At 72.9% G+C, this 25,185-nt stretch carries 26 protein-coding genes; 11 read left to right on the forward strand and 15 right to left on the reverse strand.

The window, feature by feature from the left end; genetic code table 11:
- Window positions 1–44 precede the first annotated feature (44 nt).
- Window positions 45–1,670 (forward strand): PLP-dependent aminotransferase family protein, encoded by a 1,626-nt coding sequence (locus tag ACQUSR_RS01580; protein WP_431040707.1) that lies wholly within the window; start codon window positions 45–47, stop codon window positions 1,668–1,670.
- Window positions 1,671–1,920: 250 nt separating this feature from the next.
- Here the strand turns inward: ACQUSR_RS01580 and ACQUSR_RS01585 are convergent, their stop codons facing one another.
- The gene (locus ACQUSR_RS01585; RefSeq protein WP_431047319.1) at window positions 1,921–2,841 is read right to left on the reverse strand and encodes an NADP-dependent oxidoreductase; all 921 of its coding nucleotides are present in this window, start codon (window positions 2,839–2,841) and stop codon (window positions 1,921–1,923) included.
- Window positions 2,842–2,994: 153 nt separating this feature from the next.
- On the opposite strand from ACQUSR_RS01585, the gene ACQUSR_RS01590 reads away from it, so the two are divergent.
- A complete protein-coding gene (locus tag ACQUSR_RS01590; protein WP_431040708.1) occupies window positions 2,995–3,417 on the forward strand; it encodes a winged helix-turn-helix transcriptional regulator in 423 nt (140 codons plus the stop codon).
- A 4-nt stretch (window positions 3,418–3,421) separates the two neighbouring features.
- Here the strand turns inward: ACQUSR_RS01590 and ACQUSR_RS01595 are convergent, their stop codons facing one another.
- The 4 genes from ACQUSR_RS01595 to ACQUSR_RS01610 all read right to left on the reverse strand — a co-directional run bounded on the left by ACQUSR_RS01595 (window position 3,422) and on the right by ACQUSR_RS01610 (window position 6,601).
- Window positions 3,422–4,432, reverse strand: coding sequence for a HEAT repeat domain-containing protein (locus ACQUSR_RS01595; RefSeq protein WP_431040709.1), 1,011 nt, complete (start codon window positions 4,430–4,432; stop codon window positions 3,422–3,424).
- Window positions 4,433–4,438: 6 nt separating this feature from the next.
- Complete coding sequence (locus ACQUSR_RS01600) at window positions 4,439–5,107, reverse strand: HEAT repeat domain-containing protein (protein ID WP_431040710.1); 669 nt, start codon at window positions 5,105–5,107, stop codon at window positions 4,439–4,441.
- Between the two features lie 82 nt (window positions 5,108–5,189).
- The gene (locus tag ACQUSR_RS01605) at window positions 5,190–5,810 is read right to left on the reverse strand and encodes a LysE family translocator (RefSeq protein ID WP_431040711.1); all 621 of its coding nucleotides are present in this window, start codon (window positions 5,808–5,810) and stop codon (window positions 5,190–5,192) included.
- Window positions 5,811–5,836: 26 nt separating this feature from the next.
- The gene (locus ACQUSR_RS01610; protein WP_431040712.1) at window positions 5,837–6,601 is read right to left on the reverse strand and encodes a metallophosphoesterase; all 765 of its coding nucleotides are present in this window, start codon (window positions 6,599–6,601) and stop codon (window positions 5,837–5,839) included.
- Window positions 6,602–6,767: 166 nt separating this feature from the next.
- On the opposite strand from ACQUSR_RS01610, the gene ACQUSR_RS01615 reads away from it, so the two are divergent.
- Complete coding sequence (locus tag ACQUSR_RS01615; RefSeq protein ID WP_431040713.1) at window positions 6,768–7,385, forward strand: CGNR zinc finger domain-containing protein; 618 nt, start codon at window positions 6,768–6,770, stop codon at window positions 7,383–7,385.
- 30 nt (window positions 7,386–7,415) lie between these two features.
- Here the strand turns inward: ACQUSR_RS01615 and ACQUSR_RS01620 are convergent, their stop codons facing one another.
- Both ACQUSR_RS01620 and ACQUSR_RS01625 read right to left on the reverse strand, forming a co-directional pair.
- Window positions 7,416–9,614, reverse strand: a complete 2,199-nt coding sequence (locus tag ACQUSR_RS01620; protein ID WP_431040714.1) for a HelD family protein — start codon at window positions 9,612–9,614, stop codon at window positions 7,416–7,418.
- Window positions 9,615–9,691: 77 nt separating this feature from the next.
- On the reverse strand, window positions 9,692–10,339 hold the full coding sequence (locus tag ACQUSR_RS01625) for a TetR/AcrR family transcriptional regulator (protein WP_431040715.1): 648 nt from the start codon (window positions 10,337–10,339) through the stop codon (window positions 9,692–9,694).
- A 194-nt stretch (window positions 10,340–10,533) separates the two neighbouring features.
- Between ACQUSR_RS01625 and ACQUSR_RS01630 the strand changes: the two genes are divergently transcribed.
- From ACQUSR_RS01630 to ACQUSR_RS01640, 3 genes are all read left to right on the forward strand, one after another.
- Window positions 10,534–12,168: an alkaline phosphatase D family protein gene (locus tag ACQUSR_RS01630; protein ID WP_431040716.1), complete on the forward strand. Its 1,635-nt coding sequence runs from the start codon at window positions 10,534–10,536 to the stop codon at window positions 12,166–12,168.
- Between the two features lie 169 nt (window positions 12,169–12,337).
- On the forward strand, window positions 12,338–13,714 hold the full coding sequence (locus ACQUSR_RS01635) for a GNAT family N-acetyltransferase (protein WP_431040717.1): 1,377 nt from the start codon (window positions 12,338–12,340) through the stop codon (window positions 13,712–13,714).
- 141 nt (window positions 13,715–13,855) lie between these two features.
- Window positions 13,856–15,538 (forward strand): DUF885 domain-containing protein, encoded by a 1,683-nt coding sequence (locus tag ACQUSR_RS01640; protein ID WP_431040718.1) that lies wholly within the window; start codon window positions 13,856–13,858, stop codon window positions 15,536–15,538.
- A gap of 94 nt (window positions 15,539–15,632) precedes the next feature.
- Here ACQUSR_RS01640 and ACQUSR_RS01645 read toward each other — a convergent pair whose 3' ends face one another.
- From ACQUSR_RS01645 to ACQUSR_RS01655, 3 genes are all read right to left on the reverse strand, one after another.
- A complete protein-coding gene (locus ACQUSR_RS01645; RefSeq protein ID WP_431040719.1) occupies window positions 15,633–16,004 on the reverse strand; it encodes a toxin Doc in 372 nt (123 codons plus the stop codon).
- Window positions 16,004–16,234 (reverse strand): hypothetical protein, encoded by a 231-nt coding sequence (locus ACQUSR_RS01650; protein ID WP_431040720.1) that lies wholly within the window; start codon window positions 16,232–16,234, stop codon window positions 16,004–16,006. Before ACQUSR_RS01650 ends, ACQUSR_RS01645 begins: the two co-directional genes overlap by 1 nt.
- 78 nt (window positions 16,235–16,312) lie before the next feature.
- Entirely contained in the window at window positions 16,313–16,810 is a 498-nt protein-coding gene (locus tag ACQUSR_RS01655) for a rhodanese-like domain-containing protein (protein ID WP_431040721.1), read from the reverse strand.
- Window positions 16,811–16,904: 94 nt separating this feature from the next.
- On the opposite strand from ACQUSR_RS01655, the gene ACQUSR_RS01660 reads away from it, so the two are divergent.
- Window positions 16,905–17,351, forward strand: a complete 447-nt coding sequence (locus ACQUSR_RS01660) for an Lrp/AsnC family transcriptional regulator (RefSeq protein WP_431040722.1) — start codon at window positions 16,905–16,907, stop codon at window positions 17,349–17,351.
- A 25-nt stretch (window positions 17,352–17,376) separates the two neighbouring features.
- Here the strand turns inward: ACQUSR_RS01660 and ACQUSR_RS01665 are convergent, their stop codons facing one another.
- The 3 genes from ACQUSR_RS01665 to ACQUSR_RS01675 all read right to left on the reverse strand — a co-directional run bounded on the left by ACQUSR_RS01665 (window position 17,377) and on the right by ACQUSR_RS01675 (window position 22,174).
- Window positions 17,377–20,469 (reverse strand): AAA family ATPase, encoded by a 3,093-nt coding sequence (locus ACQUSR_RS01665; RefSeq protein ID WP_431040723.1) that lies wholly within the window; start codon window positions 20,467–20,469, stop codon window positions 17,377–17,379.
- Window positions 20,466–21,632 carry an exonuclease SbcCD subunit D gene (locus ACQUSR_RS01670; RefSeq protein ID WP_431040725.1) on the reverse strand — a complete coding sequence of 389 codons (1,167 nt, stop codon included), beginning with the start codon at window positions 21,630–21,632 and terminating at the stop codon, window positions 20,466–20,468. Before ACQUSR_RS01670 ends, ACQUSR_RS01665 begins: the two co-directional genes overlap by 4 nt.
- Window positions 21,633–21,802: 170 nt before the next feature.
- A complete protein-coding gene (locus ACQUSR_RS01675) occupies window positions 21,803–22,174 on the reverse strand; it encodes a VOC family protein (RefSeq protein ID WP_431040726.1) in 372 nt (123 codons plus the stop codon).
- Between the two features lie 124 nt (window positions 22,175–22,298).
- Here ACQUSR_RS01675 and ACQUSR_RS01680 point away from each other — a divergent pair, with 124 nt between their 5' ends.
- Entirely contained in the window at window positions 22,299–22,859 is a 561-nt protein-coding gene (locus ACQUSR_RS01680) for a helix-turn-helix domain-containing protein (protein ID WP_431040727.1), read from the forward strand.
- A gap of 50 nt (window positions 22,860–22,909) precedes the next feature.
- Window positions 22,910–23,428, forward strand: coding sequence for a GNAT family N-acetyltransferase (locus ACQUSR_RS01685; protein WP_431040728.1), 519 nt, complete (start codon window positions 22,910–22,912; stop codon window positions 23,426–23,428).
- A gap of 44 nt (window positions 23,429–23,472) precedes the next feature.
- Here ACQUSR_RS01685 and ACQUSR_RS01690 read toward each other — a convergent pair whose 3' ends face one another.
- Window positions 23,473–24,099, reverse strand: a complete 627-nt coding sequence (locus ACQUSR_RS01690) for a YigZ family protein (protein ID WP_431040729.1) — start codon at window positions 24,097–24,099, stop codon at window positions 23,473–23,475.
- A 75-nt stretch (window positions 24,100–24,174) separates the two neighbouring features.
- Between ACQUSR_RS01690 and ACQUSR_RS01695 the strand changes: the two genes are divergently transcribed.
- Entirely contained in the window at window positions 24,175–24,294 is a 120-nt protein-coding gene (locus ACQUSR_RS01695; RefSeq protein ID WP_431040730.1) for an LPFR motif small protein, read from the forward strand.
- Between the two features lie 87 nt (window positions 24,295–24,381).
- Here ACQUSR_RS01695 and ACQUSR_RS01700 read toward each other — a convergent pair whose 3' ends face one another.
- Window positions 24,382–24,573, reverse strand: coding sequence for a DUF6381 family protein (locus ACQUSR_RS01700; protein ID WP_431040731.1), 192 nt, complete (start codon window positions 24,571–24,573; stop codon window positions 24,382–24,384).
- Window positions 24,574–24,741: 168 nt separating this feature from the next.
- On the opposite strand from ACQUSR_RS01700, the gene ACQUSR_RS01705 reads away from it, so the two are divergent.
- On the forward strand, window positions 24,742–25,179 hold the full coding sequence (locus tag ACQUSR_RS01705) for a CoA-binding protein (protein ID WP_431040732.1): 438 nt from the start codon (window positions 24,742–24,744) through the stop codon (window positions 25,177–25,179).
- The last annotated feature ends 6 nt before the right edge of the window (window positions 25,180–25,185 follow it).

Raw genomic sequence — 25,185 nt, forward strand, 5'->3', positions numbered from 1 at the left:
TGGACGCTACGAAGCGGTGCCGGTACCCCTTAAGGTCCAATCCGATGGCTGATTCGGGGACCACTTCACAGCGCGCGGACGAGCACCACGATCACCCGGACGGGCACCAGGACGATGGCGAAGGCATACGACAGGGCAGCGGCTGGGCCGCCGCCTGGGAGTCGCTGCTGCCCACCGCCGCCGCGCCGCCGCGCGGGCGCGGACGGCTGCTCCAGTCCGCGCTGCGCGACGCCGTGCGCTCCGGGCGGATCGCCGCCGGGACGCGGCTGCCCTCCAGCCGGGAGCTGGCCGCCGACCTGGGGGTCTCCCGCGGGCTTGTCACCGACGCGTACGAGCAGTTGACCGCCGAGGGATATCTGCGCAGCGCCCGGGGCGCGGGCACCTGGGTCAGCGGGGCGGTGCGGGCCGTGCCCTCCGGCGGCCGCACGCCGGAGGGGGCGGGAGCCCCGGACGGCCCGGTGACCGGGTTCCTGCCCGGCTCCCCCGACTTGTCGCTGTTTCCGCGCGCGACGTGGGCGGCCGCCCACCGGCGGGCACTGACCCGGCTGCCGCACAGCGGACTGGGCTACCCCGATCCGCGCGGCCTGCCCGAACTGCGGGACGCGCTGGCCGGGCTGCTGTCCCGGCGGCGCGGCGTGGTGGCCGACCCGGAGCGCGTGATCGTGTGCTCCGGTGTGGCGCAGGCGATGACCTTGCTGGGTCTGGCGCTGGCGGACGGGAGCCGGGACCGGACCGGACACGGGACCGTGGCGGGGCACGGGCACGGGCACGGGCACGGACACGAGGGCATGGCCGGGCACTGGCACGAGGGGGGCACGGCCGGGGACGGGTACGAGGACGTGGCCGGGCGCAGGCGGCCGGTGGCGCTGGAGGACCCGGGAAGTCCGGAGCACGCGGCGCTGTTCGCGGCGGCGGGCCTGTCGACGGTGCCGGTACCGCTGGACGCGGACGGACTCGCCCCCGACGCCCTGTCCGCGTCGGGCGCGGGCGCGGCGGTCCTCACTCCTTCGCACCAGTTCCCGTCCGGCATCGCGTACTCGGCGCGGCGCCGCGCCGCGCTCCTGGCCTGGGCCCGCCGGACCGACGCCCTGCTCATCGAGGACGACTACGACGGCGACTTCCGCTACGACAGGCAGCCGGTCGGCGCGTTGCAGGGCCTGGACCCGGCGCGGGTCGCCTACACCGGCTCGGTGAGCAAGTCCCTGGCGCCCGGCCTGCGGCTGGGCTGGCTGGTCGCACCCGACGCGCTGATGGACCGGATCGTGGAGCGCAAACGCACGCTGGATCTGGGCCATCCGGTGCTGGACCAGGCCCTGCTGGCCGACCTCATCACGCGCGGCGACTACGACCGGCAGCTCCGCCGCTGCCGCCGTGCCTATCGCGAGCGTCGCGATGTGCTGGTCGCGGCGCTGACGGAGCGATTCCCCGGCACCGAGGTGACCGGGATCGCCGCCGGGCTGCACGTCATCGCCCGGCTTCCCGCGCGGTACGGCCCGCAGGACCGCTTCCTGGCCCGGGCACGGCGGACGGGGGTCGCGCTGCGCGCCCTGGGCGATCACCGGTTCGCCGCGGGGCCGGAATCGGAGGACGGCGACGTGCGTCTCGTGCTGGGGTACGCCCATCTGACGCCGGCTCGGATCGTCGAGGCGGTTCGCCTGCTGCCGAGCTGAGGTCGTTTCCCCGGTCCCGACTCTTCCCGGTGCTCCAGACGGATAGCCCCGGAGCGGTCGGCGTCCGACTGTCGGCCCGGACGGATGGGACGCCCGGAGCGGCAGCGCGAGTCCGACGACATGGCCGCTGCCGCTCTCGGGATCGATGTGCACCATCGACCGGGTCACCGGGGCACCGGCAGCCATGCGAACCATCGCACTGCGCCGGCGCGGCGGCGTCACCTGCCCCCCGCCCCCACGGAGTCCCGTCCTAGGGAACGAGGACGATCTTTCCCTTCACGCGCCCGCTCTCGATCAGGCGGTGAGCCTCGGCCACCTCCGTCAGCGGCAGGCCGCGTTCGACGTGCACCCGCAGCCGTCCCTGCTCGATGAGCGCGTTGAGCTTCTCCAATGAGGCGTAGTCAGGCTCGACGCCGAGGCTGGCGAAGCGCACCCCCCGCTCGGCCAGGCCGGGCACGGCCGCCGCACGGGTGGCGCTCACCAGGATCCCGCCAGGCCGCAGCGCCTCCGCCGCCCGCGCCGCGTCGTCACCTGCGACCAGGTCGAAGAGCACGTCGACGTCCCGTACCGCCGCACCGACATCGGTCGTGGTGTAGTCGACGATCTCGTCCGCGCCGAAGCCGCGCACGAACGCGTGCTTCTCCGCCCGCGCGGTGCCGATGACGTACGCCCCGAGCGCCTTGGCGACCTGTACGGCCAGGTGGCCCGTCCCGCCGGCCGCCCCGAGAATCAGCACCCGCTGCCCGCTCGACACCCGCGCCGTGTCCACCATCCCCTGCCAGGCAGTGAGCGCCGCCATCGGCAGCGCCGCGGCCTCGGCGTGTGTGAGGGCGGCGGGCTTGTGGGCCAGATGGCGGGGCGGGGCGGTGACGTACTCGGCGTAGCCGCCGCCGCGCCACGGGAAGTGCACCAGCCCGTACACCTCGTCGCCCGGCACGAAGCGGGTGACTCCGGGCGTGACCGCCTCGACCACCCCCGACACATCCCAGCCGGGAATGAACGGCAGCGTCCCCCAAGGGACCGCGCCTGCCCGGAACTTCGCGTCCACCGGGTTCACGCCAGCCGCTTCGACCCGCACCAGCACCTCGGTGGCCACCGGCTCCCGACGCTCCACCTCCGCCACGCACAGCTCCTCGGGGCCCCCGAAGGCAAGCTGACTGACGGCGCGCATACGCACACCCATGACGTACCCCCTCTTACTGATCGTCCTAATGATCGTCGTGATCGTCTTGCTGATCTCTCACGGTCGCCGCGCGGCGCACACCAGCCTGCGCCATGCACTGACACTTGAGAAGAAGGCACCCTCCTGATATCCAGGTTCCCTATGGATACCTGGAATGACCTGCGGCAATACGGTGGCGCCCACGCCTACTTCCAGACCTGCCCGTCCCGCCCGGTGCTGTCGCTGCTCACCAGCAAATGGGCCCTGCTCACGGTCGGCGCCCTCCAACAGGGGCCGCTGCGCTTCAACGCACTGCGCCGCCGCCTGGACGGCGTCACGCAGAAGATGCTCACGCAGGCACTGCGCACCCTGGAGCGCGACGGCCTGGTCACCCGCACCGTCTACCCCACGATCCCGCCCAAGGTCGTATACGAACTCACCGAGCTCGGTCACAGCCTCACCGGCCTGCTGACGGCGATCCAGGACTGGTCCGAGGAACACCAAGACGAGGTACTCGCCGCCCGCCGGGCCTATGACCGGCGGGCGGCAGCCGAGGTGGAGCCGGTGCGACCGGCCGGCGACTGACCTGTCATCGTGCGCTGCGCAGCTTGAGAACGTATGTCGCAGTAAGCGCAACGGCACGGTCTTCGTCATGTGACAGATCCGCGAGGGCACGTGACGTCGTGCTCCCCGGGATGTCCGCGAGCGCCTGTGTCAGCCGTCGACGCGCAGACGAATCAACCTCAACGGTGCCGTGGGCGAGGCGGTCAACGAGCCTGGTGGCGATCTGGTCCGCCAACGCGGGATCACTCGCCAGCGCGCTCAGTGCATCGGTTGCGTCGGCATCGTTCGCCTCCTCGACGATCATGTCGATAAGCGTCGGGACCGCGTCGGCTGCTCCACGTGCCCCGAGCGCCAGAGCCGCATATCTGCGGACCACGATGTCGGGGTTCGCGAGGGCGCCCCGCAGCAGTGCGGTCGCCTCACCGTCCGGAATCTCCGCGATGGTCTGGACGGCACGTTTCCGCACCTCGGCTACTGGTGAGCCGAGGCCCTCCGCCAGCAGCGCCAATCCGCCCTCGCCCGATCGCGCCAGAGCCCATCGAAGGGCTCCGGCGACGTTCGGGTCCGTCTCGCTCAGCACTGCCTCGACCAGTGCTTCCACTGGCACCGGAACCTCTTCGACCGAGGACAGGGCCGCGCGCTGGCGCGTCCCGGCGCTCTTTGACCCCAACGCCTGGAGGAGTGCGACGATCTGGAGGACGTCCTCCCAGCCGGCGGGTTCCGCGGCACCGATCCGGCGGAGGCGCGTGAGCAGCTCCGTCTCGCTTGCAATGCGTTCTCGCGTCTGGCGGATGAGGTCGTCGACGAGCTCTGAGGGCGTGAAGCCTGGCTCATCGAGCGCGCGCCCTACTTCATGCAGCGACAACCCCAATGACCGCAGGCTCTCGATATGGAAGATCCGCCGGATGTCCTCGCTGGAGTACTCGCGATAGCCGGCGTCGGTACGACCCGTTGGCCGCACCAGGCCGAGCGAGTCGTAATGCCTGAGCATGCGGGCGCTGACCCCGGACCGTCGTGCCACATCACCGATCAACACTGCCTGTCACCCCTCCTGGCTGGCCCCGCCGAGGGCTACGACGCGCTTCGCCTCTTCGATCGCGAACTCGAATCCGGCATCAGGGTCGCGCAACAGCCGTTCCGTGGCGATCGCGTGCGCGCGCACGCGAGGGTCGAGATCCGTCATCGCGGCGCGCAGAGTCGGCGAAATCACCTCACCGAGCGCGATCAGCGCCCGGCTGAGGCTCAGCTGCGTCTCACGCTCACCGCGCCCGAGCTGTGTCGACAACACCGCGGCCAACTCGGGCTCTTCACCTTCCGGCACGAGCACGACCGCCGCCCGCCAAGCGCTCCGCACCACCTCATCGTCGGCGTCGGACAGCAGCGCCCGTGTGATCGCCGGCCACGCCTGCCGATCCCCGATCTTGGACAGCGTGTGCAACGCCTGGCTTCGTGCCTGCGCACGCTCCGAGCGGACTTCATCGAGAAGCTCTGGGACCGTCATTGATGCTGGATGGCGGGTGAGTGCCCACGTGAGCATTTCGCGAACGTAGAATTCGGGTTCGATCGCGCATCGTTCGATGAGCTTGTCGATGAACCGCGGGTCAGGGGTCGTGCCGACCGCCAGCGCCGCCCGCAGCCGCGCTGACGAGCGGCTGTCCTCCAGCCACTGGAGAGCTCGCATCGTATCTGTGTCCTGTTTCGGCATGGCCATCGGGACCACCTCCTTGGCCAGAGTGAAGACCTTGTCACCGTGTCAAGGTCAAGCGGGGTGCTTGTCACGTCAGATGAGACGCCTATGTCGCGGCGGTTCGGATCCCGAGGGCGAGGAACACCACGGATGTGATCTTGGCGGCCGTGCGCTTGAAGCGGGGTTTCCGCAGGGTGTGTGAGGCACGCCGGATGAGGACGGTCCAGGCAAGGAGCCAGAGTGTCATCAGCAGCGCGTGGGCGGTGGCCAGGGTGAGGATCTGGCCGTCGAAGGAGTGATCGGGTGCGATGAACTGGGGAACCAGGGTCAAGTAGATGGACGCCGCCTTCGGGTTGAGGACATTGGCGAGCATCGCTTGGGCATAGACGGAGCCCGACTGCTTCGGCAGATGCCGGTGGGTGGAAGCGCGCGCCGACGGGGTGGCGGAGCGCCATGTCCATATGCCCAGGCCGATGAGGTAGGCGGCGCCGATGAACTTGACGGCTGTGAAGGCCTGGCTGGAGTGCATGACCAGGGCCGACAGGCCGGCTATGGCGAGGGTGGCGTGGATGTACAGGCCGGTGGCTGTGCCGAGGATGACGGGAAGAGCCTGGCGGCGGCCGCTGTCGGTGACGTGCTGGACCAGCAGGACCAGGCTGGCTCCGGGAGTGGCGACCAAGGGGAGGACCGCCGCCAGGAACCCGAGGACGGCATAGGGGTGGACCACGATGTCTCCGAGTCGAGCGGGCGGGATCAGAGCACGACGCGGTAGTGGGTGGTCAGGCGCCGGTCGTCGCCCAGGACATGGAAGGCGAGGCCGGGCGGCTGGTCGCGGTCCGCGGGATGGGTGCCTTCCCAGGGCATGCGCAGGGTCCAGGTGACGGCCGGCCCGACGATCAGGGGACGGGCGGCGAAGGTCGAGGCGGCTGCTGTGTGGGCGTGTCCCGTCAGGACGGCGACGACCTGCGGGTGTGCGTCGAGCAGGGCGGCCAGCTGCCCGGGCTGTTCGAGCATTCCGGAGTCGGGCAGCGGGTGGTGGAGTTCGACCGGCGGCTGATGGAAGGCGATCAGTGCCGGGGTGTCCCGCCGCAGTCCGGTGAGCTGGGTGTCGATCCAGTCGAGCGTCTGGGCGTCGAGGCGCCCCTCGTCGCGGCCGGGGATGGTGGAGTCGCACATCAGGATGGCGGCCCCGTTGATGTGGTGGATCCGGTTGATGGGGCCGTGGTCGGGTTCGATGGGGCCATGGCCGGGTGCCTCTCCGAGCAGGGCTTTGCGGTAGGCCGGACGCGCGTCGTGGTTGCCGGGGCAGGTGAGTACAGGGAAGGGGGCCGCCAGGATGCGGGCCGCCTCCTCGTATTCCGCTTCCTCGCCGTGATCGGCGATGTCCCCGGTGACCAGGACGGCATCGACCGGGTGGGGCAGGGCCCGCAGGTAGTCCATGACGCGGCCGGCGCGCCGGGTGGCCCTCTCACTGCCGTCCAGGTGCAGGTCACTGATCTGGGCAAGCAGCACCGTCATTCTCTGTCCCCTCCAAAGGCGGCTCCGGCCGCCGGTTCACACCGAGGCGTGGTTCGTCACCCCACCCCGGCACCTAACGGAAATTCTCGTTTTACCGTTAGAGACTTTAGGGTGTGGGCGGGAATGTGATCAAGTGGTTGACGACCAGGCGGGGAAGGAGACGCTGATGGAGCGCTGGCTGGCACTGGAACTGGCGAGCACGATCCGCCACGACGGAGACGGCGGCGTCGCCGACGACCTCGCCACGGCACACGGAACGACCCGCTGGATTCAGGCACAGGCCGATCTGCTGGCCGGCCGTCTCCAGGCCGGGGAGATCGCGGCGGACGAAGGCCTCAGGATCGAGATCACCGAACTGCGGAAGGCAGTCCGGGCGCTGTTCGCCCGGGCGGTCAGTCCCGCTCCTCCCAGTCCTGCGGATGCCCATCGACTGATGCCGACCGACCAGGCGTTGGCCCACCTCAACGCGGTTGCCGCTCGTGAAAGGGTCGTCCCGCAGATGGACTGGCCACCAGAAGGCGCCCCCACGACCCGTCTGCTGTCGGCGGAGAGCGATCCGAAGGTTCGACTCGTGGCGGCCCTGGCCCGCGCCGCCATCGACTTCCTGAGCGGCCCGCAGCGCGAGCGGTTGCGCGCCTGCACCGCGCCCCGCTGCGTGCGTTACTTCGTCAAGAGCCATGGGCGGCAGGAATGGTGCAAGTCGTCGTGCGGAAACCGTGCCCGAGCGGCTCGCCACTACCGGCGTCAGCGCATGGCGACCGATGGCGGTTCCACTCCATCCTGACCGCCCGGCCTGCCATGCCCCCGACTCACCCTACGCAGCCGCGTCCACCAGCGCCTGTGGCAATGGGCGCGCGTGGAGCACGTCCAGGCGGGAGACGGCTCGGGTCAGTACGACGTACAGGCGGTGCAGGCCGCGTGGTTCGGCCTCCGCTATCGCGGCCGGTTCGACCACCACCACGTGGTCGTACTCCAGTCCCTTGGCGACCGTCGCCGGAAGGACCGTGACCCGGCCGGCCTCCCCCACCTCCCCCGCCTCCCCCATCTCCTCCGGTGCCGCCGTCGCGATCCCGGCGGCGTCCAGCGCCGCGCGTACCGCCGCCGTGTCCGCGTCGGCGGCTATCACGGCGACCGAGCCGTCCCTCGCCAGCGCCGCCCGCACCGCCGCCGTGGTCGCGCCCGGGAGCCCGTCGGCGGACACGGCGCGGAACCGCAGCTCGCCGTCGCCGCGCAGTGAGCGCGCGGGCGGCACGTGGACGTCCAGCGCGCCCAGCAGCCGGTTGGCGAGCGCGACCACGGCGGCGGGCACCCGGAAGCCGGTGGTCAGGGGGGCGACGACCGCCTGTGGTTTGCCGAGGTGGGTGAGGTGTTCGGGCCAGCTCCGGGCCGCCCACGGGGTGGTCCCCTGGGCGAGGTCGCCGAGCACCGTGAGGGAACCGAAGTCGCTGCGCCGGGCGATGGCGCGGCACTGCATCGGGGAGAGGTCCTGCGCCTCGTCGACGACGACATGGCCGTAGCCCTCGGGCCGTTCGATCAGCCCGGCGACCTCGTCGACGAGCACCATGTCGGCAGGCGACCACTTGGCGCTCTTGTGGGAGCGCGGCGGGGTGCGCCACAGCAGCGCCTTCTGCTCGTCGGCGTCGAGGACGCCGTCCGCGGCGGCGGCCAGCGCGGCCGGGTCGGCCAGCAGGGTGCCGACGACCTCCTCGGGGCGTACGGCAGGCCACACGGCGTCCAGGAACGCGGTGATCGCCTTGGCCCGGCCCATGCGGCGCAGCCATTCGTTGTTCGGCGGGCCCGCGCGCCGCTCGGCCTGGCGCTGGAGGAGGGCGACGGCCCGGGACCTGACGCGCTCCCGCCCGACCGCGTACGGCGGCGCCTGGTCCCGCACCTCGGCCACGATCCGGTCCAGCTCGGCCGTGTCGATCCGCCAGCGGTACGAGCCGTCGGGGACGGCGACCGGTTCGTCGGGCGTACGGACCCTGCCGTACAGGGCACGGGCGAGGACCTCGGCCATCCGGGCGCTGTGCTTGACGGCGGCCGCGGCCGGGTCGTCGGGGGCGCGGACCGTCAGCCGGGGGCGGGCGATGAGGTCGTCCAGGGTGCACTGGCGCACGTCGCTCTCGCCGAGTGCGGGCAGCACCTGGGAGATGTACCGCAGGAAGGTCCGGTTGGGGCCGATGACCAGCAGTCCGGCGCGCTGGATGCGCTGCGGGTGGGTGTAGAGCAGATAGGCGGCGCGGTGCAGGCCGACGGCGGTCTTGCCGGTGCCGGGGGCGCCTTGGACGCATACGGAGGCGGTGAGTTCGCCGCGTACCAGGTCGTCCTGTTCGGGCTGGATGGTGGCCACGATGTCGCGCATCGGGCCGACACGGGGGCGTTCGATCTCGGCGGCGACGATCCGGCCGACGGCGCCGCCCGGCTCGTCGGCGCCCAGCCCATGGGTGCCTGGCTCATCGGCGCCCGGCTCGGTGGTGGTCAGCTCATCGGCGTGCCTCCCGGCGGTGGTCGACTCGTCCGTGCCCGGCTCGGTGGCGGCGATGAGCCGCTCGTCCTCCAGGCTGGTGAGGTCTTCGGCGGCGCCGGTGCTCAGCGGTGCCCAGCCGAAGCGGCGGCGTACCGCCACTCCCTGCGGTTCGCGGGCGGTGGCCTGGTAGAAGGCGCGGGAGACCGGTGCCCGCCAGTCGACCACCAGGGGCGGGGCTGAGGGGTGGCGGGCGATCCGGCGGCGGCCGATGTAGTAGCACTGGCCCTGATGGTCACCGGCGGCCGGGCCGCGGTCGAAGTCGAGGCGGCCGAAGAAGGGCGGGCCGTCCGGTTCCTCGGCCAGCTCCTTGGCGTGGCTGCGCAGATACCGGCCCAGGGCCTCGGCGCTCGCGCCGCTGCCGGAGACGTCCTCGCCGGTGACGACCCGCATCCCCGCGGCCTCGACCATCGCGGTCATCGCCGCCCGGCAGGCGCGGGCGTAGTCGCGCTCCTCGCCGAGTGCGCCGCCGAGACCCTCTGACGTCATCTGCGCTGTCCTTTCCCGTGCTTTCGTAGGCTTCTTCGTGGGTTTCTTCGTGGGTGCCCTTGTGGGATTCGGGGAGCTCAGCGGAGGTCGGCGAGGCCCGAGCGGAGCAGGCCGAAGGCGTGCCTGGCCGCGGCCACCGCCCGCGGGTGGACCTCGTCCGCCGTTCCGCCGTCGGCGATCTGCCGCCAGTTGTCCAGAGCGAGGATCCGCTGAGTGGCGATGATCTGGCCGGCGGCGAGGCGGGCGGTGACACCGGCGAGCTGGCCGCGGGCGGGGAGCAGCTCGCGCAGCGTCGCGGCCAGCGCGTCCTCTGACCGGTTGGTGTACTCGAACAGGCGGGCCACCAGGCTCGGCGTGGCGTACAGGAGCTGATGGAACGCCAGCACCCCGGCGTCGTCGCTGAGGCCGGTGACCGGGTCGCGCCGGTCCAGTCCGGCGAGGAAGTGCCGTTCCAGCGCCGCGAGCGGCGACTCGTCGGCGGCGCGCTCGCGGACCTCCCGGCTCGCCTCGTCCTCGTGGTCGGCGAAGCGGTGCAGCACCAGGTCCTCCTTGGCCGGGAAGTACCGGAAGAGCGTCGGCTTGGACACCTCGGCGGCCGCGGCGACCTCGGCGACGGAGACCTGGTCGAAGCCCTTTTCGAGGAACAGGGCGATCGCGGTGTCGGAGAGCGTCTGGTACGTCCGCTGCCTCTTGCGCTGGCGCAGGCCCGGCTGATGGCTGGTCATGCGAGCACGGTAGCAGATTTCGTTACCGGGTTATCTTTTTTACTAGGTCACAGTCTCGGCAGGGCCGCACGGGTCACGCCGGTCACACGCGTACTTCTCGTGGCGCACAACCCGTTGTTCACTGGGCGTTCGAGTGGGAGGCATCTCCTGCCGATAGCAACGAGCCACTGACCATCACGAGCAGGAGGTTCTCCATGGCGCTGGATTCCGGGGCGTCCGAAAAGTCCAGGGCGCCCGGGGAGTCCGAGGGATCCCGGGAGTCCGGGGAGCGCGTCGGCCGGCGCGCGGTGCTGCGGGGTTCGGCCGCCGCGTCCGCCGCGCTGGCGCTGCCGGCGCTGCCCTCGCCGGCCGCCGCCGCGCCCGCCCAGGCCCTGGCGGGGCGGCCCCGCGCCCAGTGGGGCGTCCAGGTGGGCGATGTGACGACCGGTTCGGGACTGGTGTGGGTGCGCGCCGACCGCCCGGCCCGGATGGTCGTCGAGACCTCCGCGACCGAGTCCTTCGCCCGGGCGCGGCGCTGGGACGGCCCGCTGCTGGGCCCGGGAAGCGACTTCACCGGCACCACCGCGCTGCGCGGCCTGCCGCCGGGCACCCAGATCCACTACCGCGTCCTGCTGGCCGACCCGGACGACCCGCGGCGCGCCTCGGAGCCGGCGTACGGCACGTTCCGCACCGCTCCGGCCCGCCGCCACAGCGTGCGGTTCGTGTGGTCGGGCGACCTGGCAGGACAGGGCTGGGGCATCAACCCCGACCTGGGCGGCTACCGGGTCTTCGAGGAGATGCGCCGCCTGGACCCGGACTTCTTCCTGTGCAGCGGCGACAACATCTACGCCGACGGGCCGATCGCGCCGAGCGTCGCCCTGCCGGACGGCGGCGTGTGGCGGAATCTGACGACGCCGGAGAAGTCGAAGGTCGCCGAGACCCTGGACGAGTTCCGCGGCAACTTCCGGTACAACCTGCTGGACGAGAATCTGCGCCGCTTCAACGCGCAGGTGCCGTCCATCGTCCAGTGGGACGACCACGAGGTGGTCAACAACTGGTACCCGGGCGAGATCCTCACCGACGCCCGCTACACCGAGAAGCGGGTGGACGTGCTGGCCGCCCGCTCGCGCCGGGCGTTCGGCGAGTACTTCCCCGTGGGCACCCTCCGCCCCGACGGCCAGGGCCGGATGTACCGGGTGCTGCGGCACGGCCCGCTGCTGGACGTGTTCGTCCTGGACATGCGGACGTACCGGAACGCGAACTCGCCGGGTCGGCAGCCCGACGACGCCCAGGGCATCCTCGGCGCCGAGCAGTTGGCCTGGCTCAAGCGGGAGCTGTCGCGGTCGCGGGCCGTATGGAAGGTGATCGCCTCCGACATGCCGCTGGGCATCGTCGTGCCGGACGGGGAGACGGACTTCGAGGCGGTCGCGCAGGCGGACCCGGGCGCGCCGCTCGGCCGCGAGCTGCAGATCGCCGAGCTGCTGCGGTTCATCAAGCACCGGCGGGTCACCGGCACGGTCTGGCTGACGGCGGACGTCCATTACACCTCCGCCCAGCACTACGACCCGTCGCGGGCGGCGTTCACGGACTTCGCCCCGTTCTGGGAGTTCGTGACCGGGCCGCTGAACGCGGGCGCGTTCCCCGCCGGGAAGCTGGATGGCACCTTCGGCCCCGAGCAGCCGTATGTGAAGGCGCCCACCCGCGCGAACGTCTCCCCCGCCGAGGGCTTCCAGTTCTACGGCGAGGCGGCCATCGACGGGGACAGCGGGGAGCTGACGGTCCGGCTGCGCGAGGTGGGCGGGGCGGTGCTGTTCACCAAGGTGCTCCAGCCGGGACGCGTCGGGCAGTGAGCCCGCCGCCCGTCCGGTCGAGCAGGGCCGGAAGTGGTTGAGCACGTGATTGAAGAGCCACTTGGTTAAGTATCGGATTAAACCGGGCGGTAAGCGAGCAGAAGCGTCCTTAACTCATCGGACACAGTATGTTCGTGATCACGCAACACCCTTGGTCCAAGGTGGGGGTATGACTGAACAGAGTTCTGCGTACACCCACCGTCGCCGCCACCACTGGCGGCACGACCTGGTCGAGCTCGCCGCGCTGTTCACGGCCGTGGCCGTGGCCGACGCCGTCGCCAACACGATCGCGCACGGCCCCGAGGGGCCGGAGCTGCTGCTGCTCTCCGCCGTGACGCTGCTGGCCACCGCCGGATTCCACACCTGGTGGTCCCGACGGCACAGGCACGCGCCTCCAGTGCCCACATCCGATACCGGCGCCACGGCGCGGGCCGCGGACAGCGGCTCCGCGCTGTGGCGGATGCGTACGACGGTACGGGACGAGCCGGGCAGTCTCGCCGCCCTGTGCGCGGCGTTCGCGCAGGAGCGCGTGGACATCCTCACCCTGCAGACCCACCCGCTGGCCGAGGGCACGGTCGACGAGTTCCTGCTGCGCGTTCCGGCGTCCCTCCAGCCCGCCGAGCTGACCCGTGCCGTCGCCGACGCGGGCGGCAGCGGGACCTGGCTGGAGCGGGCCGATCCGCACGACCTGGTGGACGCCCCCACCCGGGTGCTGAACCTGGCGACCCGTACCGCGCTGGACGCCGCCGAACTGCCCCTCGCGCTGCGGCAGCTGCTCGGCCGCTGCACCATCCGCTCCCGGCCCGCGAAGGACGTCACCGGGCGTCCGCCGGCTGACGGCATCCCGCCGGTCGAAGGGGTACTGGAGGAGACGGTGATGCGGTTGCGCGACCCATCGGGCGGGGTGATCTCCATCGAGCGGCCGTATCTGCCGTTCACTCCCACCGAGTTCGCACGGGCCCGCGCGCTGGTGGAGCTGGACGCCCGGCTGGGCCCGCGGATCCCGCACCGCAGCGACGTCCTCACCCTGCCCGAGGGCGAAGAGATCACCGTACGCCGTGCCGGCACCGGCGACCTGGCCGAGGCGCGGGCGATGCACGAGCGCTGCTCGGCCGACACGCTCGCGCGGCGCTACCACGGCCCGGTCGGCGACGCGGACCGCTACCTGGGCCACCTGCTCAGCCCCCGCTTCGGCCGCACGCTGGCCGCCCACACCGGCTCCGGGCGGCTGGTGGCGCTGGGCCATCTGCTGTGGGACGGCGACGAGACCGAGATCGCGCTGCTGGTGGAGGACGCGTGGCAGCGCCGCGGGGTGGGCTCCGAACTGCTGCGGCGGCTGGTGGAGCTGGCCCGTGAGGCACGCTGCGAGAGCGTGTACGTGGTCACCCGGTCCGCCAACACCGGCATGGTCGCGGCCATGCGCGGCCTCGGCCTGCCGCTGGACTACCAGATCGAGGAGGGCACGCTCGTCATCACCGCTCGCCTCGCACCGGTGCCGGACCAGGCCGCGGCAGTGCCCGCCACGACACCGCACGCCGGTACCTGACCCCCGCACGGTCCCCTGCTGGTGGGGCGGCGCCCCGGCCTCCGGCGCCGCCCCACCGGGCACGTCCACCAAGGCCCGCCGTCAGGCGTGTCCACCCAGGCGGTGATGACGTGCCTCACCCCGGCGTACGAAGATGACCGCATGTCCGACACCAAGAACGTGCTGCTGCCCCGGCAGGTCGCCGACGCCTACGTCGACGCGCTCATCGAACTCGACCCCATCACCGGCACCTACCTCGGGGTACCCGAATCCTCCCGGCGGCTGCCGGACTTCTCCCCCACCGGGAGCGAGGCCCTCGCCGACCTGGCCCGTACCACCCTGGCGCGGCTCGCCGAGTCCGAGGGGCGGCCCGGCGCGGACAGCGACACCGAACGGCGCTGCGCCCGGCTGCTACGCGAGCGGCTGACCGCCGAACTGGCCGTACACGAGGCGCGGGAGCCGCTGCGCGCGGTCAGCAATCTGCACTCCCCCGCGCACGCCGTGCGCGGCGTGTTCACCGTGACCCCGGCGGAGACCGCGGAGGACTGGGCCGCCATCGCGGAGCGGCTGCGGGCCGTACCGGAGGCGCTGACGGGCTACCGTACCTCCCTCGCCAAGGGCCTGGAGCTGGGCCTGCCCGCGGGACCGCGCCAGGTGTCCACGGTCATCGGGCAGTTGACGGAGTGGATCGGCACGGACGGCGGCTGGTTCGCGCAGTTCGCGGCGGGTGGCCCCGACGCGCTGCGCGCCGAGCTGGACGCGGCCGCCGCCCTGGCGACCGGGGCCGTCACCGAGCTGCGCGACTGGCTGCGCGACGTGTACGGGCCGGGCGTCGAGGGCGCGCCCGAGATGGTGGGGCGCGAGCGCTACACCCGCTGGGTGCGCTACTGGAACGGCACCGACCTGGACCTGGACGAGGCGTACGCGTACGGCTGGTCCGAATTCCACCGGCTGCTGGCCGAGATGCGCGCCGAGGCGGCGAAGATCCTGCCGGGAGCCACCCCGTGGGAGGCGCTGCGCCACCTCGACACGCACGGCGAGGCGATCGAGGGCGTCGAGGAGATCCGCGTCTGGCTCCAGGGGCTGATGGACGAGGCGATCGAGGAGCTGGACGGCACGCACTTCGACCTGGCCGAGCGGGTCAGGCGCGTCGAGTCGATGATCGCGCCGCCGGGCAGCGCGGCGGCACCGTACTACACCCAGCCGTCGGTGGACTTCTCCCGCCCCGGCCGCACCTGGCTGCCGACCATGGGTGAGACCCGCTTCCCGGTCTACGACCTGGTCTCCACCTGGTACCACGAGGGCGTGCCCGGGCACCACCTCCAGCTCGCGCAGTGGGCGCATGTCGCCGATCGGCTCTCCCGCTACCAGGCGACGGTCGGCATCGTCAGCGCCAACGCCGAGGGCTGGGCGCTCTACGCGGAACGGCTCATGGACGAGCTGGGCTTCCTCAAGAACGCCGAGCGGCGGCTGGGGTACCTGGACGCGCAGATGATGCGGGCGCTGCGGGTGATCATCGACATCGGCATGCATCTGGAGCTGGAGATCCCCGCCGACTCGCCGTTCCATCCCGGTGAGCGGTGGACGCCGGAGCTGGCGCAGGAGTTCTTCGGCACGCACTGCAGCCGGCCGGCGGACGTCATCGAGAGCGAGCTGGTGCGCTATCTGGGGATGCCGGGCCAGGCCATCGGCTACAAGCTGGGCGAACGCGCCTGGCTGGCGGGCCGGGAGGCGGCGCGGCAGCGGCACGGCGAGGGCTTCGACCTGAAGCGGTGGCACATGGCGGCGCTGTCGCAGGGGTCACTGGGCCTCGACGATCTGGTGGCGGAGCTGTCGGCCCTCTGACCGTATGTCACACGTGGGCGACGGGCCCGGCGGCCGTGGGGGTACCTCCCATGCCCGAAGGGCTGGGGGGAGGCCGGGCCCCGTCGCGTTCCGCTCAGATCCGCCATTCGCGGATGCGGTCGGCGCATTCGTAGACCTCCACCCGGTATTCCTTGATGTCGCGGGCGAGATCCACGATGGCGCCGTAGGGCGGGTCTATGCCCTCACCCGCGGCGGCCATGTAGGCGACGACCACCATGCACGCGTAGAGGCTGCTGCGCGCGGGCAGCGGCTGGAGCCGGACGAGGGTGTGCATCAGGGCCGCCGCGCGCCAGGCGGCGTCGGGTTCGTGGTCGAACCGGGTCACGTCGAAGGCGTGCCGCGAGGCCGCGGCGGCGAGCGCCGTGTAATCGTGGACGGCGGGCTCGTCGTACAGCTTCTGTTCCTGCACCCCCAGCAGCCAGGGGACATCGATGCGGAGTTTCATCAGGCCGCGGCGCCACGGCCGGTGGGAGGCACTTCCTCCGGAAACGCGGCGTCGAACTCGTCGATGTGGTCGTTCCAGAACTTCACCGCGTGCTGGACGAAGACCCGCCGCTGCTGCTCACGGACCGACAGGTCGTGCACATACGCCTTGATGCTCTTGCCATCGGCTGCCGCGGCCTCACGGATGGCCGCGAGCTCTTCGTCGGTGAACTCGATGTTGAGTGCTGGCATGGCGGTCACGGTACCGGATCGGTACCTCGCCGACGTACGGAATGGTCCACACCGGCACGGGGTGGCACGGGGGTTGGCTCAGCAGCCGCAGTCGGCGGCGCCGACGGGCGCGGTGAGGGGGTCGGCCGGGCGCTGTTCGGTCCCCTCCCAGGTCTCGACGGGGTATCCCTCGCGGATCCAGTACTCGATGCCGCCGAGCATCTCCTTGACCTGGTAGCCCTGCCGGGCCAGCGCGAGCGCGGCGCGGGTGGCGCCGTCGCAGCCGGGGCCCCAGCAGTACACGACGACGGGCACGGCCGGGTCGAGCAGCCCCGCGGCCTCCCCCGGGATCAGCGCGGTCGGCAGGTGGACGGCGCCGGGCACATGCCCCTGGTCCCAGGCCGCGGTGCTGCGCGAGTCCACGACGGCGAACCCGGGATCGCCCGCCTGGAGGGACGCGTGCACATCGGCCACGTCCGTGTGGAAGGCGAGGCGGGAGGCGAAGTAGGCCACCGCCTCGGCGGGGGCCGCGGGCGGGGTGGCGAGCACCGGGCTGATGGCGTTAACGGCGGTGACCTGCGGCGATGTGGTGTTCATGGGGAAGAATCTACGGTCGGCCGAGGGCCGCGTGAACCGATGATCCCCGGCGGATGCGTTGCTCGGCCGGGGATTCCCCTGCTAGACAGCGCTCATGACCGGGTATTCCCCTGACGCCACTGACTGGCGGATTCTCGACGCTCTGCAGGCCAACGGCCGGGCGGGCTTCGCCGAGTTGGCCCGCACCGTGAACATGTCCGCGAGCGCGGTGACCGAGCGGGTCCGGCGGCTGGAGGAGGCGGGCGTCATCGCGGGGTACACGGCCGTGGTGGACCCGGAGCGGCTCGGGCTGCCGGTGCTGGCCTTCGTGCGTCTGCGGTACCCGAACGGCAATTACAAGCCGTTCCACGATCTGATCGCGGTCACACCGGAGATCCTGGAGGCCCATCACGTCACCGGGGACGACTGCTTCGTCATCAAGGTCGCCGCGCGCTCGATGCGGCATCTGGAGCAGGTGACGGGGCGGATCGGCGCGCTCGGCTCGGTGACGACGAGCGTGGTGTACTCCTCACCGCTGGCCCGGCGGGCGATCTCCTCCTGACCTTCCGCCTGTTGCCGCCCGCCCGTCAGCCGGGCGTGCGGTGCGCGACCACCGAGCCCGTCCGGCGCTTGACGACCTCCAGTTGGGCGGGAATGCGCTGCCGCAGGTCGGCGACGTGGCTGACGATGCCCACGGTCCGGTCCCGCTCGCGCAGGGAGTCCAGGACGTCCAGGACCTCGTCCAGGGTCTGCTCGTCCAGGCTGCCGAAGCCCTCGTCGATGAAGAGCGTGTCCAGGCGGGTGCCGCCCGCCTCGTCGGTGACGACGTCGGCGAGGCCGAGGGCCAGGGACAGCGAGGCGAAGAACGTCTCGCCGCCGGAAAGGGTGGCGGTGTCGCGTTCGCTGCCGGTCCAGGAGTCGATGACGTGCAGGCCCAGGCCCGCGCGGCGGCCGCCGGTGCGCTCGTCGGAGTGGACCAGCGTGTAGCGCCCTGACGACATGTGCTGGAGACGGGCGCTGGCGGCTGCCGCCACCTGCTCCAGCCGGGCGGCCAGTACGTACGACTCCAGCCGCATCTTGCGCTCGTTGTCGGCGGAGGTGCCCGCGGCCAGCGAGGCGAGGCGGGCGACCCGGTCGTAGGCCACCCGCAGCGGGGCGAGCCGCCGCGCGTCGGCGACGGCCTGTGCGGAGAGCCGGTCCAGTTCCGCGCAGCGGGTCCGGGCGGCGGCGTCCTTCGCGGAGGCCTCGCGCAGCGCCCGGGTGGCCGCCTCCGCCAGCGCCTCGGCGGCCGGGAGATCGGCGGGGGGCCGTGCCCCGGCCGCCGCGACGGCGGGGTCGGACAGCTCGGCCTCGACCGCCGCCGACTCGCGCTGCCACTGGTCGAGCCGCTGCTGGAGAGCGTGCTGCCGGTCCGCCGGCAGCATCGCGTCGGCGGCGGCCTGCGGGGTCGGGAACCCGGCGCGGTACGCGGCGTCGGCCAGCGCCGCGTCGGCGTCCTTGAGCCGCTCGGCGGCGGCCTGGGCGGTACGCGCCGACTCGACGGCCTCGGCGAGCAGATGGGCGCGGTGTTCCAGCACGGCGGCGCGTTCGGCCACCGCGGCGGCGCCGTCCCGGGCCTGGGCCAGCTCCTCCTCCAGCCCCTCCCGTTCCCGCACCAGGGCCTCGCGGTGGGAGGTGCGGGCGGCGGCGCGGCGCTCGGCCTCCTGTGCCTGCGCGCGGCGGCGCTCGTACTCGCGCTCGTCGTGCGCGAGCGCTTCGCGGGCGGCGTGTCCGGCCGCCGCCTCCCGCCGTGCCGTGCCGAACGCCGCGCGCAGTTCGTCCAGTTCGCGGGCGAGTGCGCCGGCGGTGGCGCCGCCGGCGCCCGCCTCGGCGGCCGCGAGTGCCTCGCGCAGGGCCGCCAGCCGCGTCTCGGCCTCCGCGCGCAGCGACTCGGCCCGCTCCGTCGCGGCCAGTGCCGCCTCCTCCGCGGTCCGGTCCACATGCCCGGCCCCGGGACGGGCCGGCCGCGGGTGGTCCGCCGAGCCGCACACCGCGCAGGGCTCGCCGGGGCGCAGCCCGGCCGCGAGTTCGGCGGCGATGCCGCGCAGCCGCCGCTCCTTGACGTCGAGCCACCGCTCGCGCGCGGTCGCGGCCTCCTGACGGGCGTGCAGCAGCGCCTCCTCCGCCTCGCGGGCCTCGAGGGTGAGGCGGTCGTGCTCCCAGGCCGCCTCCAGACGTGCCTCGGCGGGGCCGACGCGGTCGCCGAGCTGGTCGGCGCGGGCGGCCGCGGCGTCCGCCTCGTCGATCCGCCGCTGGTGGGCCTGGCGGGTCGGCTCCCACTGGGCGAGCCAGTCGGCGGCTTCCTGGAGCAGTTCCTCGTCGGCGCGGGCCTCCCGGTCCAGGGCCGAGACCTCGGCGCCGATGGCGTCGGCGCGCTGCTCGGCACGGCGGGCGGCGGCGAGCCGGCCGAGGTCCTCGCGCAGCCGCCGTTCGGCGTCCGCGAGCCGGTCGCCGGGCGCGTCGGCCAGCCCCGGCGGGAGCTGGGCGCGGGCGGTCCGCTCGGCGGTGGCGGCGGCGCCCTGGTCGCGTTCGGCGCTGTCCCGCAGGTCCAGGGCGGGGGCTACGGCCGCGGCGGCGCGCGCCCGCTCCAGCCGGTCGCGCAGCTGCTCCGACTCGCCGCGCTGGGCGTGCAGTTCGGCCGCGCGCCGCCGGGCGTCGGTGTGCCGACGCTGGCGGCGGTCCAGGTCCCGTACGGCCTCCAGCCGCTCACCGGCGGCACGGTGGGCGGCCTCCGCGGTGTGCGCGGTGGCGGCGGCGATGTCGCGCAGCTCCCGGGCGGCGGTACGGGCCACGGCCGCCCACTCCAGGACGGTGTCGGCCAGCCCGGGCTCGCCGGGTGCGGGGGCGGCGCGGCCGCCGGCCTTGGCCGTGCGGACGGGCTTGGTGCGCGCCCGCGAGGAGGTGCGCTGGTCGGGGACCGCCGGCCCGGTGGCGTCCCACAGCCCCAGCTGCCTGAGGTCGGCGTTGTCGCCCGCGGCCTGGGCCATGCGGTGGGCAAGCGCCAGCAGCCGTTCGTCGCCGGTGACCACCTGCTTCTCGGCGTCCCGGCGCAGCACGGCGAGCCGGTCCTCGACGGCGGCGAACCGGCTGGTGTCGAAGAGCCTGCCCAGCAGCTTGCCGCGGGCCTCGGCGTCGGCGCGCAGAAAGCGGGCGAAGTCGCCCTGCGGCAGCAGGACGACCTGGCAGAACTGGTCCCGGCTCATTCCCAGCAGCTGGGTGATCTCCTCGCCGATCTCCTGGTGGGAGCGGCTGAGCCCCTGCCAGGTGCCGTCGGCCGCCAGCTCCCGCAGCTCGCTGTGCGCCTTCTCGGTCGTCCAGCCGCGCCCGCTCTTCTTGGGGCGCTGCTGCTGGGGGCACCGGGTGAGCTCCAGCCGCCGCCCGCCGACGGTGAGTTCGAGCACGACCTGGGTGCGGGTGTGCGGGTCGGCGTGGTCGCTGCGCAGGCTGAGGCCGGTGGCCTGGCGGGCGCCGGGCACCGTGCCGTACAGCGCGAAGCAGACGGCGTCCAGTACGGAGGTCTTGCCCGCGCCGGTCTGGCCGTGCAGGAGGAACAGCCCGGCGGTGGACAGCTCGTCGAAGTCAACTTCCTGGGTGCCGGCGAACGGGCCGAAGGCGGTGACGGCCAGCCGGTGCAGCCTCATCGGGCCGCCTCGCCGAGGGTGTCGGCGAGGCGTACGTCGTCCAGGGCGCCGGTGAGCACCGCGCGCTCGGCGGCGTCCGGGCCGTGGCCGCCACGCACGTGGGCCACGAAGTCCTCGGTGACCTGCTGGTCGGTGCGGCCGCGCAGCCGCTGGGCGTACGAGCCGCCCGGGTCCTGCGGGGCGCGTTCGGGCTCGAAGGCGATGCTGACCACGTGCCGGAAGCGGGCGGAGAGCCGGGCCATCGGCTCGTGCGGCCGGACGGGGTCGGTGAGGGTGGCCTCGACCCAGGCGTCCCGGTGGGCCTCGAGCTCCGGGTCGGCCAGCAGGTCCGCCAGTCGGCCGCGGAGCCGCGCCAGCGGCCGGGGCACGGGCCAGTCGACGCGCCGGGCGGCGAGCTCGCCACGGGCGCCGAGGTCGACCAGCCACATGCTCTTGCGGTGCCGGGCCTCGGAGAAGGAGTACGCGAGCGGGGAGCCGGAGTACCGGACCCGCTCGCTGAGGGCCTGGCAGCCGTGCAGATGGCCGAGCGCGGCGTAGTCGACGCCGTCGAAGACCTCCAGCGGCACGGAGGCGACGCCGCCGACGCTGATGTCGCGCTCGCTTTCGCTGGGGGCGCCGCCGGTGACGAAGGCGTGTGCGAGGACGACGGAACGGGTGCCCGGGGGCCGCGTGGCGAGGTCGGCCCGGACCCGGTCCATGGCGGCGCCGAGGACCGCCGCGTGCCCTCCCCGCGGGGTGCCGAACTCCCGCCGCACCAGGGCCGGTTCCAGATACGGCAGCCCATAGAAGGCCACGTCGCCGTGGTCGTCGGAGAGCACCACGGGCGTGCCGCAGGCCGCGGGGTCGGTACGCAGGTGGACGCCGGCGCGCCGCATCAGCCCGGCGCCGACGCCCAGGCGGCGGGCGGAGTCGTGGTTGCCGGAGATCAGGATGGCGGGTACGCCGAGGTGGGCGAGCTGGTGCAGGGCGTCGTCGAAGAGCTCGACGGCCGCCAGCGGCGGTACGGCGCGGTCGTAGACGTCGCCGGCGATGAGCACGGCGTCGACGCGCTCCTCCCGGACCGTGCGGACGAGGTGGGCGATGACGTCGCGCTGCGCGTCCCGCAGGCTCATCCGGTGGAACGACCTGCCCAGATGCCAGTCCGAGGTGTGCAGGATCCTCACCGCGCCGCTCCGACCCGCATCTGTTCCCTTCCTCTGCCCGCCCGGCTGCCGGAGGCCCTCCGGCTGCCGGAGACACCGTAATGCCCCCGGCCGCCCGCTCGGTCGCCGACCTCCCTTTTCGGTCAGACGGAACCATTGCCGGTCGGCCAGGCGGAACCGAGGCCGGCCGGTCAGGCGGCGCTGATGCAGAAGGGCTGCCCGGAGGGGTCCAGCAGCACCGTCCAGTGCTTGCCGCCGGGCTGGTGGTCCGGCTTGGTGGCGCCGAGCGAGAGCAGGCGCTCCTCGGCGGCCGCGACATCGTCGAACGCCAGGTCCAGGTGGAAGACGAGTTCGTCCTCGGGCCAGTTGGGCGCGGTGAAGCTCTTGGCGGTGTAGAAGACGTACGTGGTCGTGCCGTCGCTGATCATCGCCGCGCTGTCGCCGAAGGTCTGGGTGACCTTCCAGCCCAGGGCGGCGGCGTAGAAGTCCGCGAGCGCCTTGCCGTCATGGCCCCAGAAGGCCGCGCACTTGATCTTCGCCGTCCGGGCGGTGGTACTGGTCATGGTGGTCGTCGGTCCTGTTCTGCGGGGGGGGGGGCGCGGCCACGCTAAGACCGGTTTAGGACAGTGGCCGACCTAGACACTCACCCCCTTCCCCGCTTCCCATATTCGGGATACCATCCCGAATATGGGAGAAGATATCGAGGCGCGTCTGGCGGCTCGGCTCGCGGAGCTGCGGGCGGAGCGCGGCTGGTCGCTGGATGAGCTGGCGGGGCGCGCCGACGTGAGCCGTTCGACGCTGTCGCGGCTGGAGCGGGCCGAGATCAGCCCGACGGCGGCGCTGCTGGGCAGGCTGTGCGCGGCGTACGAGCGGACGATGTCGCAGGTGCTGGCCGAGGTGGAGGCGGAGCCGCCGCAGCTGGTCCGGGCCGACCGGCAGACGGTGTGGCGGGACGAGGCCTCGGGCTTCACCAGACGGTCGGTGTCCCCACCCCACCCCGGTCTGCGCGGCGAGGTCGTCGAGGGCCTTTTGCGGCCGGGCGCGGACATCGCGTACGACGGGCCGCCGGTGCCCGGTCTGGAGCAGCACATCTGGGTGCTGGAAGGCGCCCTGGAGGTCACCGCGGGCGGCGGCGTGCATCTGATCCGGACCGGGGACTGCCTGCGCTTCCGGCTCTGGGGCCGCTCGCGGTTCCGCTGCCCGGGCCCCGACCCGGTCCGTTACGCCGTGATGATCGTCCTGCCGTGAGGCGCACCACCGCTCCCCTCACATCCCACCCACACCGAAGGACTCCCGCTGTGCACACGATCACCCGTCTGTCCGCCGCCGACTTCGGCAACAGTCTCAAGAGCCTGGCCGACCTCCTCGTCGACGCCGTGGACGACGGCTCCTCCCTCGGCTTCCTCACCCCGTTCGACCAGGAGGCGGCAGCGGCCTGGTGGCGCACCCGGCAGCCCGCCGTGGACGACGGCAGCCTCATCGTGTGGGGCGCCCAGGGGCCCGGCGGCATAGTCGGCACGGTCGGGCTGGCCCGGGTGACCATGCCCGCCGGCCGACACCGCGCCGAGATCGTCAAGCTCATGGTGCACCGCGAGGCCCGCGGCCAGGGGCTGGGCCGCGCGCTCCTCACCACCGCCGAGCAGGCGGCCGCCCTGGCCGGCATCACGCTTCTGCTGCTCGACACGGAGGCCGACAGCACCGCGGAGGGGCTGTACCGCTCCGCGGGCTGGACCCGGTACGGCGTCGTCCCCGACTACGCGGCCGAGCCCGGAGGTTCGCTCCGCGACTGCGGCTTCTACTACAAGCAGCTCGGCTGATCCGGTTCTTCTACAAGCGGCTCGGCTGATCCGGCGCTCGGCGGTCAGGCGTCGCCGTACGCCTCGCCGCCCAGTTCCAGCGTCGCCGTGCCCGCGGTGGCGTCCGCCAGCCAGGCTCCGAACGCCTCGACGTCCGTCTCCGGCAGCCCGATCTCGATCGTGACGGCCTCGGCGTACCGCACGTCCCGCACCGCCCGGCCGGTCGCCCGCAGATCGTTCTCGACCTTCCCGGCCCGCTGGTGGTCCACGGTGACGGTCGCCAGCCGGAAGCGCTGCCGGGTGACCGTGCCCAGCGCGTCGAGTGCCTCGCCGACCGCGCCGCCGTAGGCCCGGATGAGGCCGCCCGCGCCGAGTTTGACCCCGCCGAAGTAGCGGGTGACGACGGCCACGACGTACCGCATCTCGCGGCGCACCAGCATCTGGAGCATGGGCACACCGGCCGTACCGCCCGGCTCTCCGTCGTCGCTCGCCTTCTGGACGCCGCCGTCGGCGCCGATGACGTACGCGAAGCAGTTGTGGCTGGCGGTGGGGTGCTCGGCGCGGACACGCTGGACGAAGTCCTGGGCCTCCCGCTCCGTCGCGGCGGGGGCCAGCGCGCAGATGAAGCGCGACTTGCTGATCTCGACCTCGTGCACGCCTTCGCGCGCGACGGTCCGGTACCGCTCCTGCATCACCCCAGCCTACGTCGGCCCCGCATCGGGATCGGAGGGAGGATGGAGGGTGGTGATCCCAGCGAGGAGGTAGCCATGTTCAGCGCCATCGCCGATGTCCTCCGCGCCATCGGCCACGCGATCGCCACCGTCGTCACCCTGCCGTTCCGGGTACTCGCCAGGCTCTTCGGTGGCGCCTCACGCCCCGCCCACTGACGCCGTCCCGCCCGGTGGCGTACAACCGGATCCCGGCGCGGGCCTTTCGGGGAGGGGTGCCCCGCGTCGGGGTGGCCCCCGGCCGCCTCACTCCGCCGGGTAGATGTCCCCTGCCGCCATGCTGCTCTCCTGCTCGCTCTGGCTCTCCAGCCGACGGGCCTCCTCCTGGAGCCGCTTGCGCTCCGCCGGGTCCTTCGCGCGCTCCGCGGCCTGCTTCGTCTCCCGGGCCTTCTCCCGCATCTGCTTGGCCTTGCCACGCGATTCGCCTGCGTCGCCCATGATCACTCCCTGGTGTCGGGTGGTGCTGGTCATCAGCGAACCACCGGCTTCGGACCGACGCATCCCGAAGGGCGACCGCGCCCCTTCGTCCCCGAGGCGGGGAATCTTCGGGGCGGGGACTCGGTTGTGCCCAGCACGGTCGGTTTTCGTCCTCTCGGGAGGCAGGGCATGTACGGCGATCCAGCAACGGTTCGCAGGATCCTCACGGAACTCGGCGACACCTGGGCGGTCGTGGGGCTCTCCGCCAACCAGCGGCGCGCGGCGTACGGCGTGGCGGAGGTCCTGCAGCGCTACGGCAAGCGGATCGTGCCGGTGCACCCGAAGGCCGAGACGGTGCACGGGGAGAAGGGATACGCCTCGCTGGCCGAGGTTCCCTTCGAGATCGACGTGGTGGACGTCTTCGTCAACGGCGACCTCGCCGGAGGCGTGGCCGACGAGGCGGTCGCCGTCGGTGCCAAGGCGGTGTGGTTCCAGCTCGGCGTGGTGGACGAGGAGGCGTGGCACCGCACCCGCGACGCGGGTTTGGACATGGTGATGGACCGCTGTCCGGCGATCGAGATACCCCGCCTCGGCGGAGCGGAGGGCCGCGCCGGCGTCCTGCGCTAGCGTCCG

This window comes from Streptomyces sp. P1-3 (assembly GCF_050613155.1).
Classification (GTDB): Bacteria; Actinomycetota; Actinomycetes; order Streptomycetales; family Streptomycetaceae; genus Streptomyces.

Excerpts from the sequence above, each read along its gene's own strand:
- ACQUSR_RS01580 (WP_431040707.1), top strand. The coding sequence starts at position 45 with ATGGCTGATTCGGGGACCACTTCACAGCGCGCGGACGAGCACCACGAT.
- ACQUSR_RS01585 (WP_431047319.1), bottom strand. The coding sequence starts at position 2,841 with ATGCGCGCCGTCAGTCAGCTTGCCTTCGGGGGCCCCGAGGAGCTGTGC.
- ACQUSR_RS01590 (WP_431040708.1), top strand. The coding sequence starts at position 2,995 with ATGGATACCTGGAATGACCTGCGGCAATACGGTGGCGCCCACGCCTAC.
- ACQUSR_RS01600 (WP_431040710.1), bottom strand. The coding sequence starts at position 5,107 with ATGGCCATGCCGAAACAGGACACAGATACGATGCGAGCTCTCCAGTGG.
- ACQUSR_RS01610 (WP_431040712.1), bottom strand. The coding sequence starts at position 6,601 with ATGACGGTGCTGCTTGCCCAGATCAGTGACCTGCACCTGGACGGCAGT.
- ACQUSR_RS01615 (WP_431040713.1), top strand. The coding sequence starts at position 6,768 with ATGGAGCGCTGGCTGGCACTGGAACTGGCGAGCACGATCCGCCACGAC.
- ACQUSR_RS01620 (WP_431040714.1), bottom strand. The coding sequence starts at position 9,614 with ATGACGTCAGAGGGTCTCGGCGGCGCACTCGGCGAGGAGCGCGACTAC.
- ACQUSR_RS01625 (WP_431040715.1), bottom strand. The coding sequence starts at position 10,339 with ATGACCAGCCATCAGCCGGGCCTGCGCCAGCGCAAGAGGCAGCGGACG.
- ACQUSR_RS01630 (WP_431040716.1), top strand. The coding sequence starts at position 10,534 with ATGGCGCTGGATTCCGGGGCGTCCGAAAAGTCCAGGGCGCCCGGGGAG.
- ACQUSR_RS01635 (WP_431040717.1), top strand. The coding sequence starts at position 12,338 with ATGACTGAACAGAGTTCTGCGTACACCCACCGTCGCCGCCACCACTGG.
- ACQUSR_RS01640 (WP_431040718.1), top strand. The coding sequence starts at position 13,856 with ATGTCCGACACCAAGAACGTGCTGCTGCCCCGGCAGGTCGCCGACGCC.
- ACQUSR_RS01645 (WP_431040719.1), bottom strand. The coding sequence starts at position 16,004 with ATGAAACTCCGCATCGATGTCCCCTGGCTGCTGGGGGTGCAGGAACAG.
- ACQUSR_RS01650 (WP_431040720.1), bottom strand. The coding sequence starts at position 16,234 with ATGCCAGCACTCAACATCGAGTTCACCGACGAAGAGCTCGCGGCCATC.
- ACQUSR_RS01655 (WP_431040721.1), bottom strand. The coding sequence starts at position 16,810 with ATGAACACCACATCGCCGCAGGTCACCGCCGTTAACGCCATCAGCCCG.
- ACQUSR_RS01660 (WP_431040722.1), top strand. The coding sequence starts at position 16,905 with ATGACCGGGTATTCCCCTGACGCCACTGACTGGCGGATTCTCGACGCT.
- ACQUSR_RS01665 (WP_431040723.1), bottom strand. The coding sequence starts at position 20,469 with ATGAGGCTGCACCGGCTGGCCGTCACCGCCTTCGGCCCGTTCGCCGGC.
- ACQUSR_RS01675 (WP_431040726.1), bottom strand. The coding sequence starts at position 22,174 with ATGACCAGTACCACCGCCCGGACGGCGAAGATCAAGTGCGCGGCCTTC.
- ACQUSR_RS01680 (WP_431040727.1), top strand. The coding sequence starts at position 22,299 with ATGGGAGAAGATATCGAGGCGCGTCTGGCGGCTCGGCTCGCGGAGCTG.
- ACQUSR_RS01690 (WP_431040729.1), bottom strand. The coding sequence starts at position 24,099 with ATGCAGGAGCGGTACCGGACCGTCGCGCGCGAAGGCGTGCACGAGGTC.
- ACQUSR_RS01695 (WP_431040730.1), top strand. The coding sequence starts at position 24,175 with ATGTTCAGCGCCATCGCCGATGTCCTCCGCGCCATCGGCCACGCGATC.
- ACQUSR_RS01700 (WP_431040731.1), bottom strand. The coding sequence starts at position 24,573 with ATGGGCGACGCAGGCGAATCGCGTGGCAAGGCCAAGCAGATGCGGGAG.
- ACQUSR_RS01705 (WP_431040732.1), top strand. The coding sequence starts at position 24,742 with ATGTACGGCGATCCAGCAACGGTTCGCAGGATCCTCACGGAACTCGGC.